At 71.9% G+C, this 13,318-nt stretch carries 14 protein-coding genes; 11 read left to right on the forward strand and 3 right to left on the reverse strand.

Annotated features, from left to right (window positions below; genetic code table 11):
• Nucleotides 1-82: 82 nt before the first annotated feature.
• From BA062_RS17340 to BA062_RS17360, 5 genes are all read left to right on the forward strand, one after another.
• On the forward strand, nt 83-1,072 hold the full coding sequence (locus BA062_RS17340) for a hypothetical protein (protein WP_110337881.1): 990 nt from the start codon (nt 83-85) through the stop codon (nt 1,070-1,072).
• 92 nt (nt 1,073-1,164) lie between these two features.
• On the forward strand, nt 1,165-2,166 hold the full coding sequence (dhaK, locus tag BA062_RS17345) for a dihydroxyacetone kinase subunit DhaK (protein WP_110337883.1): 1,002 nt from the start codon (nt 1,165-1,167) through the stop codon (nt 2,164-2,166).
• Nucleotides 2,166-2,789 (forward strand): dihydroxyacetone kinase subunit DhaL, encoded by a 624-nt coding sequence (gene dhaL / locus BA062_RS17350; RefSeq protein WP_110337885.1) that lies wholly within the window; start codon nt 2,166-2,168, stop codon nt 2,787-2,789. Before dhaK ends, dhaL begins: the two co-directional genes overlap by 1 nt.
• On the forward strand, nt 2,786-3,463 hold the full coding sequence (gene dhaM / locus BA062_RS17355) for a dihydroxyacetone kinase phosphoryl donor subunit DhaM (RefSeq protein WP_110337887.1): 678 nt from the start codon (nt 2,786-2,788) through the stop codon (nt 3,461-3,463). The genes dhaL and dhaM overlap by 4 nt, the downstream gene beginning before the upstream one ends.
• A gap of 112 nt (nt 3,464-3,575) precedes the next feature.
• On the forward strand, nt 3,576-5,354 hold the full coding sequence (locus tag BA062_RS17360) for a 3-hydroxyacyl-CoA dehydrogenase family protein (RefSeq protein WP_110337889.1): 1,779 nt from the start codon (nt 3,576-3,578) through the stop codon (nt 5,352-5,354).
• Nucleotides 5,355-5,363: 9 nt separating this feature from the next.
• Here BA062_RS17360 and BA062_RS17365 read toward each other — a convergent pair whose 3' ends face one another.
• On the reverse strand, nt 5,364-5,573 hold the full coding sequence (locus BA062_RS17365; protein WP_110337891.1) for an FmdB family zinc ribbon protein: 210 nt from the start codon (nt 5,571-5,573) through the stop codon (nt 5,364-5,366).
• A 45-nt stretch (nt 5,574-5,618) separates the two neighbouring features.
• Here BA062_RS17365 and BA062_RS17370 point away from each other — a divergent pair, with 45 nt between their 5' ends.
• Together BA062_RS17370 and BA062_RS17375 are read left to right on the forward strand one after the other, a co-directional pair.
• Nucleotides 5,619-6,752 carry an alkaline phosphatase family protein gene (locus BA062_RS17370; protein ID WP_110337893.1) on the forward strand — a complete coding sequence of 378 codons (1,134 nt, stop codon included), beginning with the start codon at nt 5,619-5,621 and terminating at the stop codon, nt 6,750-6,752.
• 96 nt (nt 6,753-6,848) lie between these two features.
• Nucleotides 6,849-7,136: a hypothetical protein gene (locus tag BA062_RS17375; RefSeq protein ID WP_110337895.1), complete on the forward strand. Its 288-nt coding sequence runs from the start codon at nt 6,849-6,851 to the stop codon at nt 7,134-7,136.
• 50 nt (nt 7,137-7,186) lie between these two features.
• Here BA062_RS17375 and BA062_RS17380 read toward each other — a convergent pair whose 3' ends face one another.
• Nucleotides 7,187-7,699 carry a GNAT family N-acetyltransferase gene (locus tag BA062_RS17380; protein ID WP_110337897.1) on the reverse strand — a complete coding sequence of 171 codons (513 nt, stop codon included), beginning with the start codon at nt 7,697-7,699 and terminating at the stop codon, nt 7,187-7,189.
• 38 nt (nt 7,700-7,737) lie between these two features.
• Here BA062_RS17380 and BA062_RS17385 point away from each other — a divergent pair, with 38 nt between their 5' ends.
• Entirely contained in the window at nt 7,738-8,496 is a 759-nt protein-coding gene (locus tag BA062_RS17385; RefSeq protein WP_110337899.1) for an alpha/beta fold hydrolase, read from the forward strand.
• Here the strand turns inward: BA062_RS17385 and BA062_RS17390 are convergent.
• Nucleotides 8,484-9,329 carry a phosphotransferase family protein gene (locus BA062_RS17390; RefSeq protein WP_110337901.1) on the reverse strand — a complete coding sequence of 282 codons (846 nt, stop codon included), beginning with the start codon at nt 9,327-9,329 and terminating at the stop codon, nt 8,484-8,486. The genes BA062_RS17385 and BA062_RS17390 overlap by 13 nt on opposite strands.
• Nucleotides 9,330-9,455: 126 nt before the next feature.
• Between BA062_RS17390 and ctaD the strand changes: the two genes are divergently transcribed.
• From ctaD to BA062_RS17405, 3 genes are read left to right on the forward strand one after another with little or no spacing between them, the layout of a single operon-like run.
• On the forward strand, nt 9,456-11,240 hold the full coding sequence (gene ctaD, locus BA062_RS17395; protein WP_110337903.1) for an aa3-type cytochrome oxidase subunit I: 1,785 nt from the start codon (nt 9,456-9,458) through the stop codon (nt 11,238-11,240).
• Nucleotides 11,237-12,466 carry a phosphoserine phosphatase SerB gene (serB, locus tag BA062_RS17400; protein WP_110337905.1) on the forward strand — a complete coding sequence of 410 codons (1,230 nt, stop codon included), beginning with the start codon at nt 11,237-11,239 and terminating at the stop codon, nt 12,464-12,466. The genes ctaD and serB overlap by 4 nt, the downstream gene beginning before the upstream one ends.
• Nucleotides 12,463-13,221 carry a peptidyl-tRNA hydrolase gene (locus BA062_RS17405; protein ID WP_110337907.1) on the forward strand — a complete coding sequence of 253 codons (759 nt, stop codon included), beginning with the start codon at nt 12,463-12,465 and terminating at the stop codon, nt 13,219-13,221. The genes serB and BA062_RS17405 overlap by 4 nt, the downstream gene beginning before the upstream one ends.
• The last annotated feature ends 97 nt before the right edge of the window (nt 13,222-13,318 follow it).

A 13,318-nucleotide genomic window follows, 5' to 3' on the forward strand; every position in this document is an offset into this window, starting at 1 on the left:
GACTCGCGCGCGGGAGCGCACGACTCGCGGGGAAACGCAGGTTCCGTGCACGGAGTGCGTGGCGTCCGGCTAACGTGCACTCGTGCTGAATCGTGTGTCCCGGCGTCCGGCTTTCGTGCTCGGCATCGTCCTTCTCGGACTCGTGAGCGGGTGTGCGGGCGAGGACCTCTCCCGCTCCAACTACCAGCGCACCACGGTCACCGCCGAGGCGGGCAGCGGGCAGGGCGAGGTCCCCTCGGGGCCGATCACCGACCCCGCGTTCGGGCTCTCCGCGCTGCGCTCGGTGGACCCCTGCGCGCTGCTGTCCGGCGACGTGATCGGCGACCTGGGCACCGTCTCGGACGAGCCGTACGAGTCGGAATGGGGCTCGTGCCGCGTCGACGTGCAGGACGCGGGCGGCAAGACCATCGAGGTGGGCGTCGACCTCGGCGGCTCGCCGATGGGTAGCGACCCGACCGGGGCGATCGAGGGCCTGCCGTTCCTGGAGAACAAGCTCGACGACACCACCTGCTACAGCACCGCGATCTACTCACAGCAGCCGCCGCTCGGCGTGACGGTGCAGACCGGCTACGAGGGTGGCAACCCGTGCGACGTCGGCTACACGACCCTGCAGCAGGTGGTGCGGGCGCTGCGGGCGGAGCCCGCGAAGTACGACGTGCCCGCCGGCTCGCTGCTGGAGGCCGACCCGTGCGCGAGCGCGGACGAGGGCGTGCTCGCGCAGGTGCTCGGCGGCAGCCCGAGCCGGATGGCGATGGGCCTGCACGCGTGCGACCTGTCCTTCGGGACCGACCCCACCATCAGCGTCCGGTTCCGCGCCGGCTACCCCCCGGACACCAGCGACGGCGGCACCGAGGTCGACCTGGGCGGCGGGGTGAAGGCCATCCAGGAGCCCGGCAGCACCGACACGGCCGAGTGCAGTGTCGAGTGGGTGCACCTGCCCGGCGAAGACGACGCGAACGAGCTCGCGACCGTGGACTACTACGACTACAACGACGGGGCGAGCAAGGATGACGCCTGCGCCCGTGCGCTGGAGGTCGCCAAGAGCGTCGCCCCCAAACTCCCCAAGGCTTAGATCTTCCGGGTCTTTCGCCACTTGGCGTCACCCTGCCCCCGGCAAGTAGGTTGAACCTGCTACCCGCACATAGCCGTGGCTGGGAGGTACGCATGAAAAAGATCATCAACGATCCGGGGACCGTGGTCACCGAGTCACTGCGAGGGCTCGCCGCCGCGCATTCCGATCTGCTCCGCGTCGGCTACGACCCCGACCACGTCGTGCGTGCCGACGCGCCCGTGAGCGGCAAGGTCGCGGTCATCTCCGGTGGCGGTTCGGGGCACGAGCCGCTGCACGGCGGGTTCGTCGGACACGGGATGCTGCACGCGGCGGTGCCGGGCGCCGTGTTCACCTCGCCGACCCCGGACGGGGTGCAGGCCGCCATCTCGGCCACCACCGGTGAGGCTGGTGCGCTCCTGATCGTCAAGAACTACACCGGCGACGTGCTCAACTTCGAGACCGCTGCCGAGCTGGCCTCTGCGGAGGAGCTGGACGTGCGCAGCGTCGTGATCGACGACGACGTCGCCGTGGCCGACTCCACGTTCACCGCGGGTAGGCGCGGCGTGGGCGGCACGGTGCTGCTGGAGAAGCTCACCGGCGCCGCCGCCGAGCGCGGCGACCGGCTCGACGACGTGGAGGCGTTGGCGCGCAAGGTGATCGGCCAGGTGCGCTCGATCGGCGTCGCGCTCACGGCGCCCACCGTGCCGCACGTCGGTGAGCCGAGCTTCGACCTCGCCGGCGACGAGATCGAGTTCGGCATCGGCATCCACGGTGAGCCGGGCCGGGAACGCATCAAGGCCGAGCCCGCCGACGCGCTGGTGGAGCGCATGATCTCGGCCGTGGCCGAGGACCTGCCCTACGGCGACGGCGACGAGGTGCTGCTGTTCACCAACTCGATGGGCGCGACCCCGCTCATCGAGCTCTACCTCGCCCACGGCATCGCGGAGCGGCTGCTCGCCGAGCGCGGGATCAGGGTGACGCGCAGACTGGTGGGGCCGTACATCACGAGCCTGGAGATGCAGGGGATCAGCGTGACACTGTTGCGAATGGACGACGAGCTCACCGAGCTGTGGGACGCACCGGTCAACACGCCGGCGCTGCGGTGGGGGATGTGATGGGCTGCGGTGCCGCTGACGTCGCGGCCCTGTTGCGGGCCGGGGCCGCCACGATCGCCGAGCACAGGGTGGAGCTGACCGACCTCGACCGGCCGATCGGCGACGCCGACCACGGCGAGAACCTCAACCGCGGCTTTACGGCCATCGTGTCCACGTTGGACACGGCGGTCCCGGAGACGCCGGGTGGCGTGCTCAAGGTCGCGGCGACAACGCTGATCTCCAAGGTCGGCGGTGCCGCGGGCCCGTTGTACGGCACGGCTTTCCTGCGCGCGGCGACGACGCTGGGCGACAAGTCCGAACTGGACGCCGCCTCCGTGGTCGCCGCGCTGCAGGCCGCGCTCGCCGGGGTGGTCGCGCGGGGCAAGGCCGACGTCGGCGACGCCACGATGGTCGACGCGCTGAGCCCCGCCGCCGCGGCGGCGGAGGCCGGCGAGAACAACGGGATCGCCGGGTTGCTGGCGGCCGCGGCCGACGCCGCCGACCAGGGCGCGCGGTCCACGGTGCCACTCGTCGCGCGCAAGGGCAGGGCGTCCTACCTCGGTGAGCGCAGCATCGGGCACCTCGACCCCGGTGCGCGCTCGACGGCGCTGCTGCTGCGGGCCTTCGCCGAGGCGGTGCGATGAGGGTCGGTCTCGTGATCGTCTCGCACAGCGAGCGGCTGGCCGAGGGCGTGGTGGAGCTGGCGGCGCAGATGGCGCCCGACGTGACGGTGCTGGCCGCCGGCGGCCTGCCCGGCGGCGGTGTCGGCACCGACTTCGACTCCGTGGTCGCCGCCGTGCAGCGCGCGGACGCCGGTGCCGGGGTGGTGCTGCTCTACGACCTCGGCAGCGCGCAGATGACCGCCGAGCTGGCCGTGGAGACCCTGGCCGATCCCGGTTCGGCCGTGGTCGTCGACGCCCCGCTCGTGGAGGGTGCCGTGGCGGCCTCGGTCGCCGCCCAGGGCGGCGCCGATCGCGCCGCGGTCGCCGAGGCCGCCGCCTCGGCGGGGGCACCGCCCGCCGCCGACACGGGGCTCGCCCCCGAAGCGGGCGCCGCGCAGAGCACACGCCTGACCCTGCGCAACGAGGTCGGCCTGCACGCGAGGCCCGCGGCGCTCCTGGTGCGCAGCATCGCCGGGCTCGACGCCGACGTGCGTATCCGGCTCGGCGACGACGAGGCGGACGGGCACAGCGTGCTCGCGCTCATGTCGCTGTCGGCGCGCAAGGACGACACGATCGACGTCAGTGCCACCGGCCCCCAGGCGGGTGAGGCCATCCGGCGGATCGAGGCGCTCGCCGAACGGAACTTCGACGAGTAACGGCAGCCCCGGGGTGCGGAGCCCGGCCTGATTCGATTCGGTACTGCTTCCCCGCGGGAGACGTGGGACCATCGGAAACTCTTACCCATCGGTAACCCTCGTGGAGGCGGCCGTGGCACGTGAGTTCTCGACCGTGGGAGTCGTCGGCCTCGGCACGATGGGCTCGGGCATCGCGGAGGTACTGGCCAGAAGTGGCCTGTCGGTCGTCGCCGTCGAGCTCGACGACGTGAGCCTCGCCAGGGGCCGCGGCCACCTCGAGCACTCCACCGCACGTGCGCTCGCGCGGGGCAAGCTCGACGAGCAGGGCCGCGGCGAGCTGCTGGACCGCGTCCGCTGCACCACGTCCCTGACCGACCTGGCCGAGGCGGACCTGGTGATCGAGGCGATCCCGGAGAGCCTGGAGCTGAAGGCCGACGTGTTCGCCCAGCTGGACAAGATCACCGGCCCCCGCACGATCCTCGCGTCCAACACCTCCTCGCTGTCGGTCACCGAGATCGGCGTGCACACCTCGCGGCCCGGAAAGGTCGTCGGGATGCATTTCTTCAACCCGGCGCCGGTGCTCAAGCTCATCGAGGTGGTGCGCACGGTGGTCACCGAGCCGGACGTGGTGGCCGACGTGGTCGCGTTCGCGCACCGGCTCGGCAAGACGCCCGTGGTGATCGGTGACCGTGCCGGGTTCATCGCCAACGCACTGCTCTTCGGCTACCTCAACCACGCCGTCGAGATGTACGAGCAGCGCTACGCCACGCGCGAGGACCTCGACGCGGCGATGCGGTACGGCTGCGGCTACCCGATGGGCCCGCTCGCGCTGCTCGACCTGATCGGCCTCGACACGGCCTACGAGATCCTCGACACGATGTACCACCAGTCGCGCAACCGGCTGCACGCGCCGGCCCCACTGCTCAAGCAGATGATCACCGCGGGGCTGCTCGGCAGGAAGACCGGGCGCGGCTTCTACACCTACGACAAGCCCGACTCGCCCACGGTCGTCCACGACGGCGCGACCCCCGCATCCTCCACAGTGGACTCCGCGGCGGTGCGGCCGGTGCGGACGGTCGCCGTGATCGGCACGGGCACGATGGCCACCGGCATCGTCGAGGTGTTCGCCAAACGCGGGTACGACGTCGTGCTGCGGGCGCGAAGCCACGAGAAGGCGCAGGTGTCGATCGGTCGCGTGCGCAAGTCACTCGACAAGGCCGTGGTCAAGGGCAGGCTCACCGAGGGCGACGCCGAGGCCGCGCTCGCGCGGATCACGCCCGCCGTGGAGTTCGCGGAACTGGCGCGCGCCGACCTGGTGGTCGAGGCCGTCGCGGAGGAGCTGTCGGTCAAGCAGGCGGTGTTCGCGGCGCTGGACGAGGTGGCCAGGCCCGGCGCGGTGCTCGCCACCACCACGTCGTCACTGCCGGTGGTGGCCTGCGCGGCCGCCACCTCACGGCAGCGCGACGTCGTCGGCCTGCACTTCTTCAACCCGGCACCGGTGATGAGGCTCGTCGAGGTGGTGAGCACGATCGCGACCGCGCCCGACGTGGTGGCCACGGCCCACGCCGTGTGCGCCGACCTCGGCAAGCACCCCGTGCACTGCGGCGACCGCGCGGGCTTCATCGTGAACGCGCTGCTCTTCCCGTACCTCAACGACGCGGTGCGGATGCTGGAGGCCCACTACGCCGAGGCCGACGACATCGACACCGCGATGAAGGTCGGCTGCGGCGTGCCGATGGGGCCGTTCGAACTGCTCGACGTGGTGGGGCTGGACGTGTCGCTGGCCATCCAGCGCACCCTGTACAACGAGTTCCGGGAGGCCGGCTTCGCCCCGGCACCGCTGCTGGAGCACCTGGTGACCGCGGGCAGGCTCGGCCGCAAGACCGGCAAGGGGTTCCGGGACTACACCTGAGCGCCTCGCTCAGCCGCAGCCGCAGGCCCCGCCACAGCAGCCGCCCCCGCCTGCGGGCACGGGCGCGCTCGCCGAACCGGTCAGCGCCACCGTGGTGAGCAGCTTGACCGTGTCGTCGTGCCCCTCGGGGCAGCTCGCCGGTGCGCTGGACTCGCTCATCGGCCGGTTCAGCTCGAAGGTCGACGTGCACTCGCGGCAGCGGTAGGCGTAGGTCGGCATGCGAACGATTATCGCCGCGCGCGCCCGCGGTGGGAAGCTGTCCCGGTGGAGCTTCCGGTCATCGAACACGACACCCCTCACCTGAGCCGGGTCACGCCGTCGCTGCTCGCCGCGCTCGGCGTGCGAGGGTGCGCGGGCTCACTGGACCTGCCGCCGGTCTCGCGCGCGTGCGTGCTGCTGATCGACGGCCTCGGCTGGGAACTGCTCGACGCCCACGCCGGGGACGCGCCCGTGCTCACCGAACTGCGGCGTACCCCGCTGCGCGTCGGCTACCCGGCCACCACCGTCGCCGGGCTCGCCGCGATCGGCACCGGCGTCGCCTCCGGCGAGCACGGCATGGCCGGGTACACCTTCGAGGTGCCGGGCGTCGGGGTGCTCAACGCGCTGCGCTGGTGCCGCCACCCCGAGGGCGGTGACCTGAGCGGGGAGCTGTCCGCCGAGCAGGTGCAGCCGATGCCGACGACGTTCGACCGCGCGGCGGCCGAGGGGGTCGCCACCAGCGTGGTGTCGTCGGCGAAGTTCGCCGACACGGCGCTGACGAAGGCCGTGCTGCGCGGCGGCCGGTACGTCGGCGTGTACGCGCTCGGCGACCTGGCGGCCGCGACACTCGACGCGCTGCGACCCGCGCGTGCGTTCTGCTACGCCTACCACAGCGAGCTCGACATGCTCGGCCACCTGTACGGCCCCGGCTCTCCCGCCTGGCGGATGCAGCTGGCGCAGGTCGACCGCCTCGTCGAGTCCATTGTGGATGGCCTGCCGCCCGGGTCGGTGCTCGCCGTCGTCGCCGACCACGGCATGGTGCGGCTCGACGACACGGTGCTCGACCTCGACGCGGTACCGGCACTGGGCGACGGCGTCCGCGCGCTGGCGGGCGAGGTGCGGGCCCGCCACGTGCACACGCGCAACGGCGCCACGGCCGACGTGCTCGCCACCTGGCGCGAGCTGCTCGGCGACCGGGCGTGGGTCATCGAGCGCGAGGAGGCGATCGAGCAGGGCTGGTTCGGCCCGCGCGTGGCCGACCACGTGCGCCCCCGCATCGGCGACGTGGTCGCCGCCGCCAGGGGCAGCTCGGGCCTGCTGCGCCGCACGGCCGAACCCCTCGAATCGGCGCTCGTCGGCCAGCACGGCTCGTTCACCAGCGCGGAGCAACTCGTGCCGCTGGCGCTCGCCTTCGGGTGAAGCACAACCCGGAGCAGGACACGCCCGCCACCGTCCACCCGGCCGGCCTTCCTCCGGCCCGGTGACACCCGCCGCGCACCCGATACCGTGGCGGTCATGCCCCGACGGAACCGCCAGCGGCGAGACGCGCGCACACTCGGCGCCTCCACCGGCTGGGCGCAGGCTGAGTCGGCGGACGACGGCGACTGGCTCGTGCGCACCGTGCCCGGCTCGCAGGCGACCAAGGTCTACCGGTGCCCCGGCTGCGACCACGAGATCCGGCCGGGTGTTCCCCACGTCGTGGCCTGGCCCGCCGACGAGACCGGCTCGGTCGCCGACCGGCGGCACTGGCACCGCGCGTGCTGGCAGGCGCGCCGGCGGCGCAGGCCGACCCGCATGCGCTGACCCCGTCCCCAGGCTTCGAGCACACCCGTCGATATGCGATTGTCCGGCCCTCACGGCCGGCTGCGGTAGAACTTGGCAGCCACCCCCTCGTAGTAGTCCTCCTTGTACTCGGCGAACCCGAGCTTGTGGGCGATCCGCTGCGCGGGCACGTTGCCGACGTTGGTGACGATCACGACGGGCCGCTCCGGCACCGCCCGGCTCGCCCAGCCGACCACCGCGTTCGCCATCTCCGACGCGTACCCCCTGCCCCACGCCTCCGGCCGGAACCGGTAGTACAGGTTCAGCACCGGCTCGCCCTCGAGGTCCTTGGCCTGCACCCCGCCGACCCCGATGACGCGACCGGACCCCGCCTCCACCACCGCGACGTAGCCGAACCCGTGCTCGGCCCAGTGCCGCTGCCACACCGCCACCAGCGCGCGGGCGTGCTCGGTGGTGGCGGGGAACGCGTCGTGCGGATGCGTCGCCGGGTCGGACTGGATCTCGACGACCGAGGGCAGGTCGGCCTCACGGAAGCGGCGAAGCACGAGCCGCTCCGTCCGGATCTCGCCCAGCTCGGGAGCCATGCGCTGACGCTAGCCGCCACCTCCGACAGAATCCGGGGATGGCAGATCTCCCGCTCGTGCTCCTGCACGCCTATCCCGTCGACGCCCGGATGTGGAACGCCGTCCGCGAACCCCTGGCCGCGAGGACCCGCGTGATCACGCCCGACCAGCGAGGACTCGGCCGGACGCCACTGCCGGACCCGGACCGGGAGCCCAGCCTCGACGACGCCGCCCGCGACGTGCTCGCGCTGCTCGACAAGCTGGAGCTGGAGCGGGTGGTGCTGGGGGGCTGCTCGATGGGCGGCTACGTGACGCTCGCCGTGCTGCGCGCCGCGCCGGAGCGGGTCGGCGGGCTCGTGCTCGTCGACACCAAGGCGACCGCCGACACCGACGAGGCGAGAGCCAACCGGCTGACCGCCGCCGAACGCGCCGAGACCGAGGGCACGGCCGTCTGGCTCGCCGAGGCCATGCTGCCCATCCTCCTCTCCGAGGAGACCCGTTCGTCCCGGCCCGGGGTCGTCGCCACCGTGCGCGAGCTCATCGAGTCGCAGCCGCCCGGGGGCGTGGCGTGGGCGCAGCGGGCGATGGCCGCGCGCCCGGACTCCACCGAGGCACTGCGCGAGGCGCGCGTGCCCACGCTCGTCGTGGTCGGTGAGCACGACACGGTGACCCCACCCGAGGCGGCCAGGGAGATGGCAGAGACCGCGCCGGACGGCACGCTCGTCGTCCTGCCCGGCGCTGGGCACCTGACGCCGCTGGAAGCCCCCGAGGGCGTCGCCACGGCCATCCTGGACTGGCTGCCCGGTCAGGCCAGGTAGGCGGCCAGCGCCTCGCGGGCCTCGCCGAGCCGGTCCGGGAAGCGGCGCGCCACCACGAACCGCCAGCACACCCCGAACAGCCGCCGCAGCTCGGCGAACGGCGCCAGCTCCGCCGGGTCAGGGCGGCCAGGGTAGGCGGCGAGCGCGGCGGCGCCGTCGAGCAGTGACGTCCGCGCCAGCACCGCGAGGTCCCACGCCAGCGGACCACGCCAGGTGTCCTCGAAGTCGGTCCAGAGTGGGCCCTCGTCGGTGAGGAGCAGGTTGCCGGGGTGAGCGTCGCCGTGCAGCGGCTGCACGGGCCCTGTCGCGCGGGCGACCGACCCGGCGACCTCGCCGGCACGGGCGCGCAGCGCGTGCAGCGCGTCGCCGAGATCGCCCGCGAGCAGGCCGAGCATGCGGTGCAGCTCGGCGACGGGGCCGTCCGAGGGCAGCTCGCCGGGGTAGCCGCGCAGGGCCTCGTGGACCTGCGCGAGCGACGTCGCGACCTCCGCCGGAGCCGGGCTGCGCGCGGGATCGTGACGGACGTAACGCCAGAAGGTGAGAGGCAGGCCTTTGCCCAGGTGAGGGCCGGGCGGAGGGTCCGTGCTCGGCGGGACGACCGGTGCGCCGAGCCCGGAGAGGAACGTGGCCAGCCGCACGTCCCGCGCGAGCCAGCCGGCGACGCCGGGCCGGGTCAGCAGGGTCGTCGCGGGCACCCTCGCGACCACGTGACCCAGCCTCACCAGCACATTCGAGCGATCAGCGAGCACGACGGGAGCCACCGAGGGCAGGCCGAGCCCGCGGGCCGTCTCGACGGCGGCGGCCACAGCCCGGGTGACGTATGGATCCCGCACGGGCCGATCTTTGCAGGCGGCTGGCAGGCCCCGAATCGCTCCGGGCTACGATCCCCCTAGCCAACGTGGGTCCCCCGCCCATGGCTGAGGAGCAAGGATCACGGGGTTCGAGAGCAGGAGGCAGGAGTGACGGCCGTAGCCCCCAAGCCGATCGCGACGCGTCCATACCCGGCGCACGAGTCGGCGAAGGGTTCGTACCTGCTGCGGTTGTTCCGCACGACGGACCACAAGCAGATCGGCATCATGTACCTGGTCACGTCGTTCGCCTTCTTCATGGTGGGCGGCGCGATGGCGATGCTGATCCGCACCGAGCTCGCCAGGCCGGGGCAGCAGTTCCTGTCGCAGGAGCAGTACAACCAGCTGTTCACCATGCACGGCACGGTGATGCTGCTGCTGTACGCGACCCCGATCCTCTTCGGCTTCGCCAACTTCGTGCTGCCGCTGCAGATCGGCTCGCCCGACGTGGCGTTCCCGAGGCTGAACGCGTTCTCGTACTGGCTGTACCTCTTCGGCGGGATCATCGTGATCTCCGGCTTCCTCACGCCGGGTGGGGCGGCCGACTTCGGCTGGTTCGCCTACACGCCGCTCTCCGACGCGATCCACTCACCGGGAGCGGGGGCCGATCTCTGGATCTCCGGGCTGATCGTGTCCGGTCTCGGCACCATCCTCGGTGCCGTCAACATGATCACGACGATCGTGTGCCTGCGTGCGCCCGGCATGACGATGTACCGGATGCCGATCTTCACCTGGAACATCCTGGTCACGAGCATCCTGATCCTGCTGGCGTTCCCGATCCTCACGGCCGCGCTCATGGGCCTGCTGGCCGACCGGCACATCGGCGCCCACGTGTTCGACCCCGCCAACGGCGGCGTGATCCTCTGGCAGCACCTGTTCTGGTTCTTCGGCCATCCCGAGGTGTACATCGTCGCGCTGCCGTTCTTCGGCATCGTGTCCGAGATCTTCCCGGTGTTCAGCCGCAAGCCGATCTTCGGCTACAAGGGCCTGGTCTGGGCGACCCTCGGCATCGCGGCGCTGTCCGTGGCGGTGTGGGCGCACCACATGTACGCCACCGGCGCGGTGCTGCTGCCCTTCTTCGCCTTCATGACGTTCCTCATCGCGGTCCCGACCGGTGTGAAGTTCTTCAACTGGATCGGCACGATGTGGAAGGGGCAGCTGTCCTTCGAGACGCCGATGCTGTTCTCGGTCGGCTTCATCGTCACGTTCCTCTTCGGTGGTCTGACCGGCATCCTGCTCGCCGCGCCCGCCATCGACTTCCACGTGTCGGACAGCTACTTCGTGGTCGCGCACTTCCACTATGTGCTCTACGGCACGATCGTGTTCGCCACGTTCGCCGGCATCTACTTCTGGTTCCCGAAGATCACCGGCCGGATGATGGACGAGCCGCTCGGCAAGCTCCACTTCTGGACCACGTTCATCGGCTTCCACGCGACGTTCCTCGTCCAGCACTGGCTGGGTGCCGAGGGCATGCCGCGCCGCTACGCCGACTACCTGGTGACCGACGGCTTCACCACGCTCAACACGATCTCCACGATCGGCGCCTACATCCTCGGTGCCTCGACGCTGCCGTTCATCTGGAACGTCTTCAAGAGCTACCGCTACGGCGAGGTCGTCACCGTGGACGACCCGTGGGGCTACGGCAACTCGCTCGAGTGGGCGACCAGCTGCCCGCCGCCGAGGCACAACTTCACCGAGCTGCCCCGGATCCGGTCCGAGCGCCCGGCGTTCGAGCTGCACTACCCGCACATGATCGAGCGGATGCACAACGAGGGCCACATCACCTTCACGGGTAAGGCGCTGCCGCACCCGGAGGCGAAGGACGCGCCGTCGGAGGTCCTCACCGAGGCCGCTGTCCCGGGACGGCACGACAAGGACAACGCGAGCGAACAGTGAGCGCGACCCCTGTCCTGATCACCGCGACGGGGCCGGACAAGCCTGGCGTCTCCTCGGTCCTGTTCGCCGCGTTGACGCGGCACGGTGTCGAGGTGCTCGACATCGAGCAGGTGGTGATCAGGGGTCAGCTCGTGCTGGGCGTGCTCGTCGGGGTCGACAGCGACCCGGAGGGGCTGCAGGAGGCCGTCGAGCAGGCCATGGCCACGGTGTCGATGAACGTCGAGGTCCGCATCGGCTCGGCGATCGGCACCGACCCGTTCGCACCGGGGCGGCAGGGTTCGACCCACGTCCTGGTGCTGCTCGGCCGCCCGGTGACGGCGCGGGCGTTCACGGAGGTCGCGGGCAGGCTCGCGGCGGTGGGCGCCAACATCGACACCATCCGCAGCATCGCCGACTATCCGGTGACGGGCCTCGAAGTCCACGCCTCGGTCGTGCAGGACACTCCCGAGGCCGACGCGGAACTGCGTTCGATGCTCGCGGACGTGGGCTCGCGCGGCGGTCTGGACGTCTCCATCGAGCGCGCCGGGCTGTCGCGCCGCGCGAAGCGGCTCGTCGTGTTCGACGTGGACTCCACCCTCATCCAGGGTGAGGTGATCGAGATGCTCGCGGCGTACGTGGGCGTCGAGCCGCAGGTGCGGGAGATCACCGAGGCCGCGATGCGCGGGGAGCTGAACTTCACCGAGTCGCTCGAACGCCGGGTGGCCCTGCTCGAAGGGTTGCCCGAGTCCGTGCTCGACGAGGTGGCCGACGCGATCGAGCTGACGCCGGGTGCGCGCACAACTGTGCGGACACTCAAGCGGCTGGGCTTCCGATGCGGTGTCGTGTCCGGTGGGTTCACGCGCATCATCGACCGGCTCGTCGAGGACCTCGGGCTCGACTTCGCCGCGGCCAACGAGCTGGAGGTCGTGGACGGCAAGCTCACGGGGCGGGTCACCGGCGACATCATCGACCGCGCCGGCAAGGCCGTGGCGCTGCGCAAGTTCGCCTCCGGCTACGGGATCCCGGTCGGACAGTGCGTCGCGGTCGGCGACGGCGCCAACGACATCGACATGCTGTCGGCCGCGGGCATGGGCATCGCGTTCAACGCCAAGCCCGCACTGCGCGAGGTGGCCGACGCCGCGCTGTCGTACCCCTACCTCGACGCCGTGCTGTTCATGCTCGGCGTGACCCGTGCGGAGGTGGAGGCGGCCGACGCCGCCGACGGCCTTCCGCTCGTCCGGCCGTGACGTCGATCCTCGAACCACTCGCCGCGCGCTACGCGTCGTGGCTCGGCCTTCCCGCGGAGCAGACCTCCGAGCCGGAAGCCGCCCCCGGCGAAGTGCGGGCGATGCCCGTGGTGCTGCGCATGGAACGCGCCGAACCACCCGCCCGTACACCGATGCTGGAGGCCGCGGCGACCGCCGCGCTGGCCGTGTGCCTCGACGAGCGCGCCGCCGAGGGCGGGGCGTGGCACGAGGCCGTGAGCGCGTGGGTCGGCGGGCACATCCGCAAGGTCGCCAGGAGGGCGCGAGGTGCGCACTGGCAGGCCGTGCAGGAACTGCCCGGCGTGACAGTGACAGTGGACGGTGCGCAGGCGCGCGCGTTGCTGCCCGGCCGGGTCGCGGACGTGCCGAAGGAGGTCGCGCGGCTGCAGATCTCCGGCAGCGACCTGCCTGCCGACGAGCCGGGCGAGCCGCCCGCGGACCTGCCGCTGCTGTTGCTGAACCCCGGCATCACGATGACCGTCGGCAAAGCCGCCGCACAGGTCGGCCACGGCACGATGCTGCTGGCTTCCCTGCTGGGCAAGGAGGAACTCGCGCACTGGCAGGAGCGGGAGTACCGCTGCGCGGTACGCACGGCGACCGAGGCGGAGTGGACGGAGCTGTACCCCCGCGATCCCGCGGCCGCCTGGCGCGACCGTGAGGTGATCGCCGTGCGGGACGCGGGCTTCACCGAGATCGCCCCTGGCACGGTCACCGTGCTCGCCCAGTGGCGAGGCTGAACCAACTGCCCCCAAGGCCACCTTTGTTGCGTTGAGCGCAACAAAGGTGGCCTTGGGGAGCGTTTGTCAGGCGGGCTGCCGATCGCCCCTGAGCGCC

Origin of the sequence: Prauserella flavalba (assembly GCF_003202235.1) — a bacterium.
Taxonomy (GTDB): Bacteria; Actinomycetota; Actinomycetes; order Mycobacteriales; family Pseudonocardiaceae; genus Prauserella_A; species Prauserella_A flavalba.

Bases quoted from the DNA above. Each gene is read 5' to 3' on its own strand.
- dhaK (WP_110337883.1), top strand. From the start codon at position 1,165: ATGAAAAAGATCATCAACGATCCGGGGACCGTGGTCACCGAGTCACTG.
- dhaL (WP_110337885.1), top strand. From the start codon at position 2,166: ATGGGCTGCGGTGCCGCTGACGTCGCGGCCCTGTTGCGGGCCGGGGCC.
- dhaM (WP_110337887.1), top strand. From the start codon at position 2,786: ATGAGGGTCGGTCTCGTGATCGTCTCGCACAGCGAGCGGCTGGCCGAG.
- BA062_RS17365 (WP_110337891.1), bottom strand. From the start codon at position 5,573: ATGCCGACCTACGCCTACCGCTGCCGCGAGTGCACGTCGACCTTCGAG.
- BA062_RS17375 (WP_110337895.1), top strand. From the start codon at position 6,849: ATGCCCCGACGGAACCGCCAGCGGCGAGACGCGCGCACACTCGGCGCC.
- BA062_RS17380 (WP_110337897.1), bottom strand. From the start codon at position 7,699: ATGGCTCCCGAGCTGGGCGAGATCCGGACGGAGCGGCTCGTGCTTCGC.
- BA062_RS17385 (WP_110337899.1), top strand. From the start codon at position 7,738: ATGGCAGATCTCCCGCTCGTGCTCCTGCACGCCTATCCCGTCGACGCC.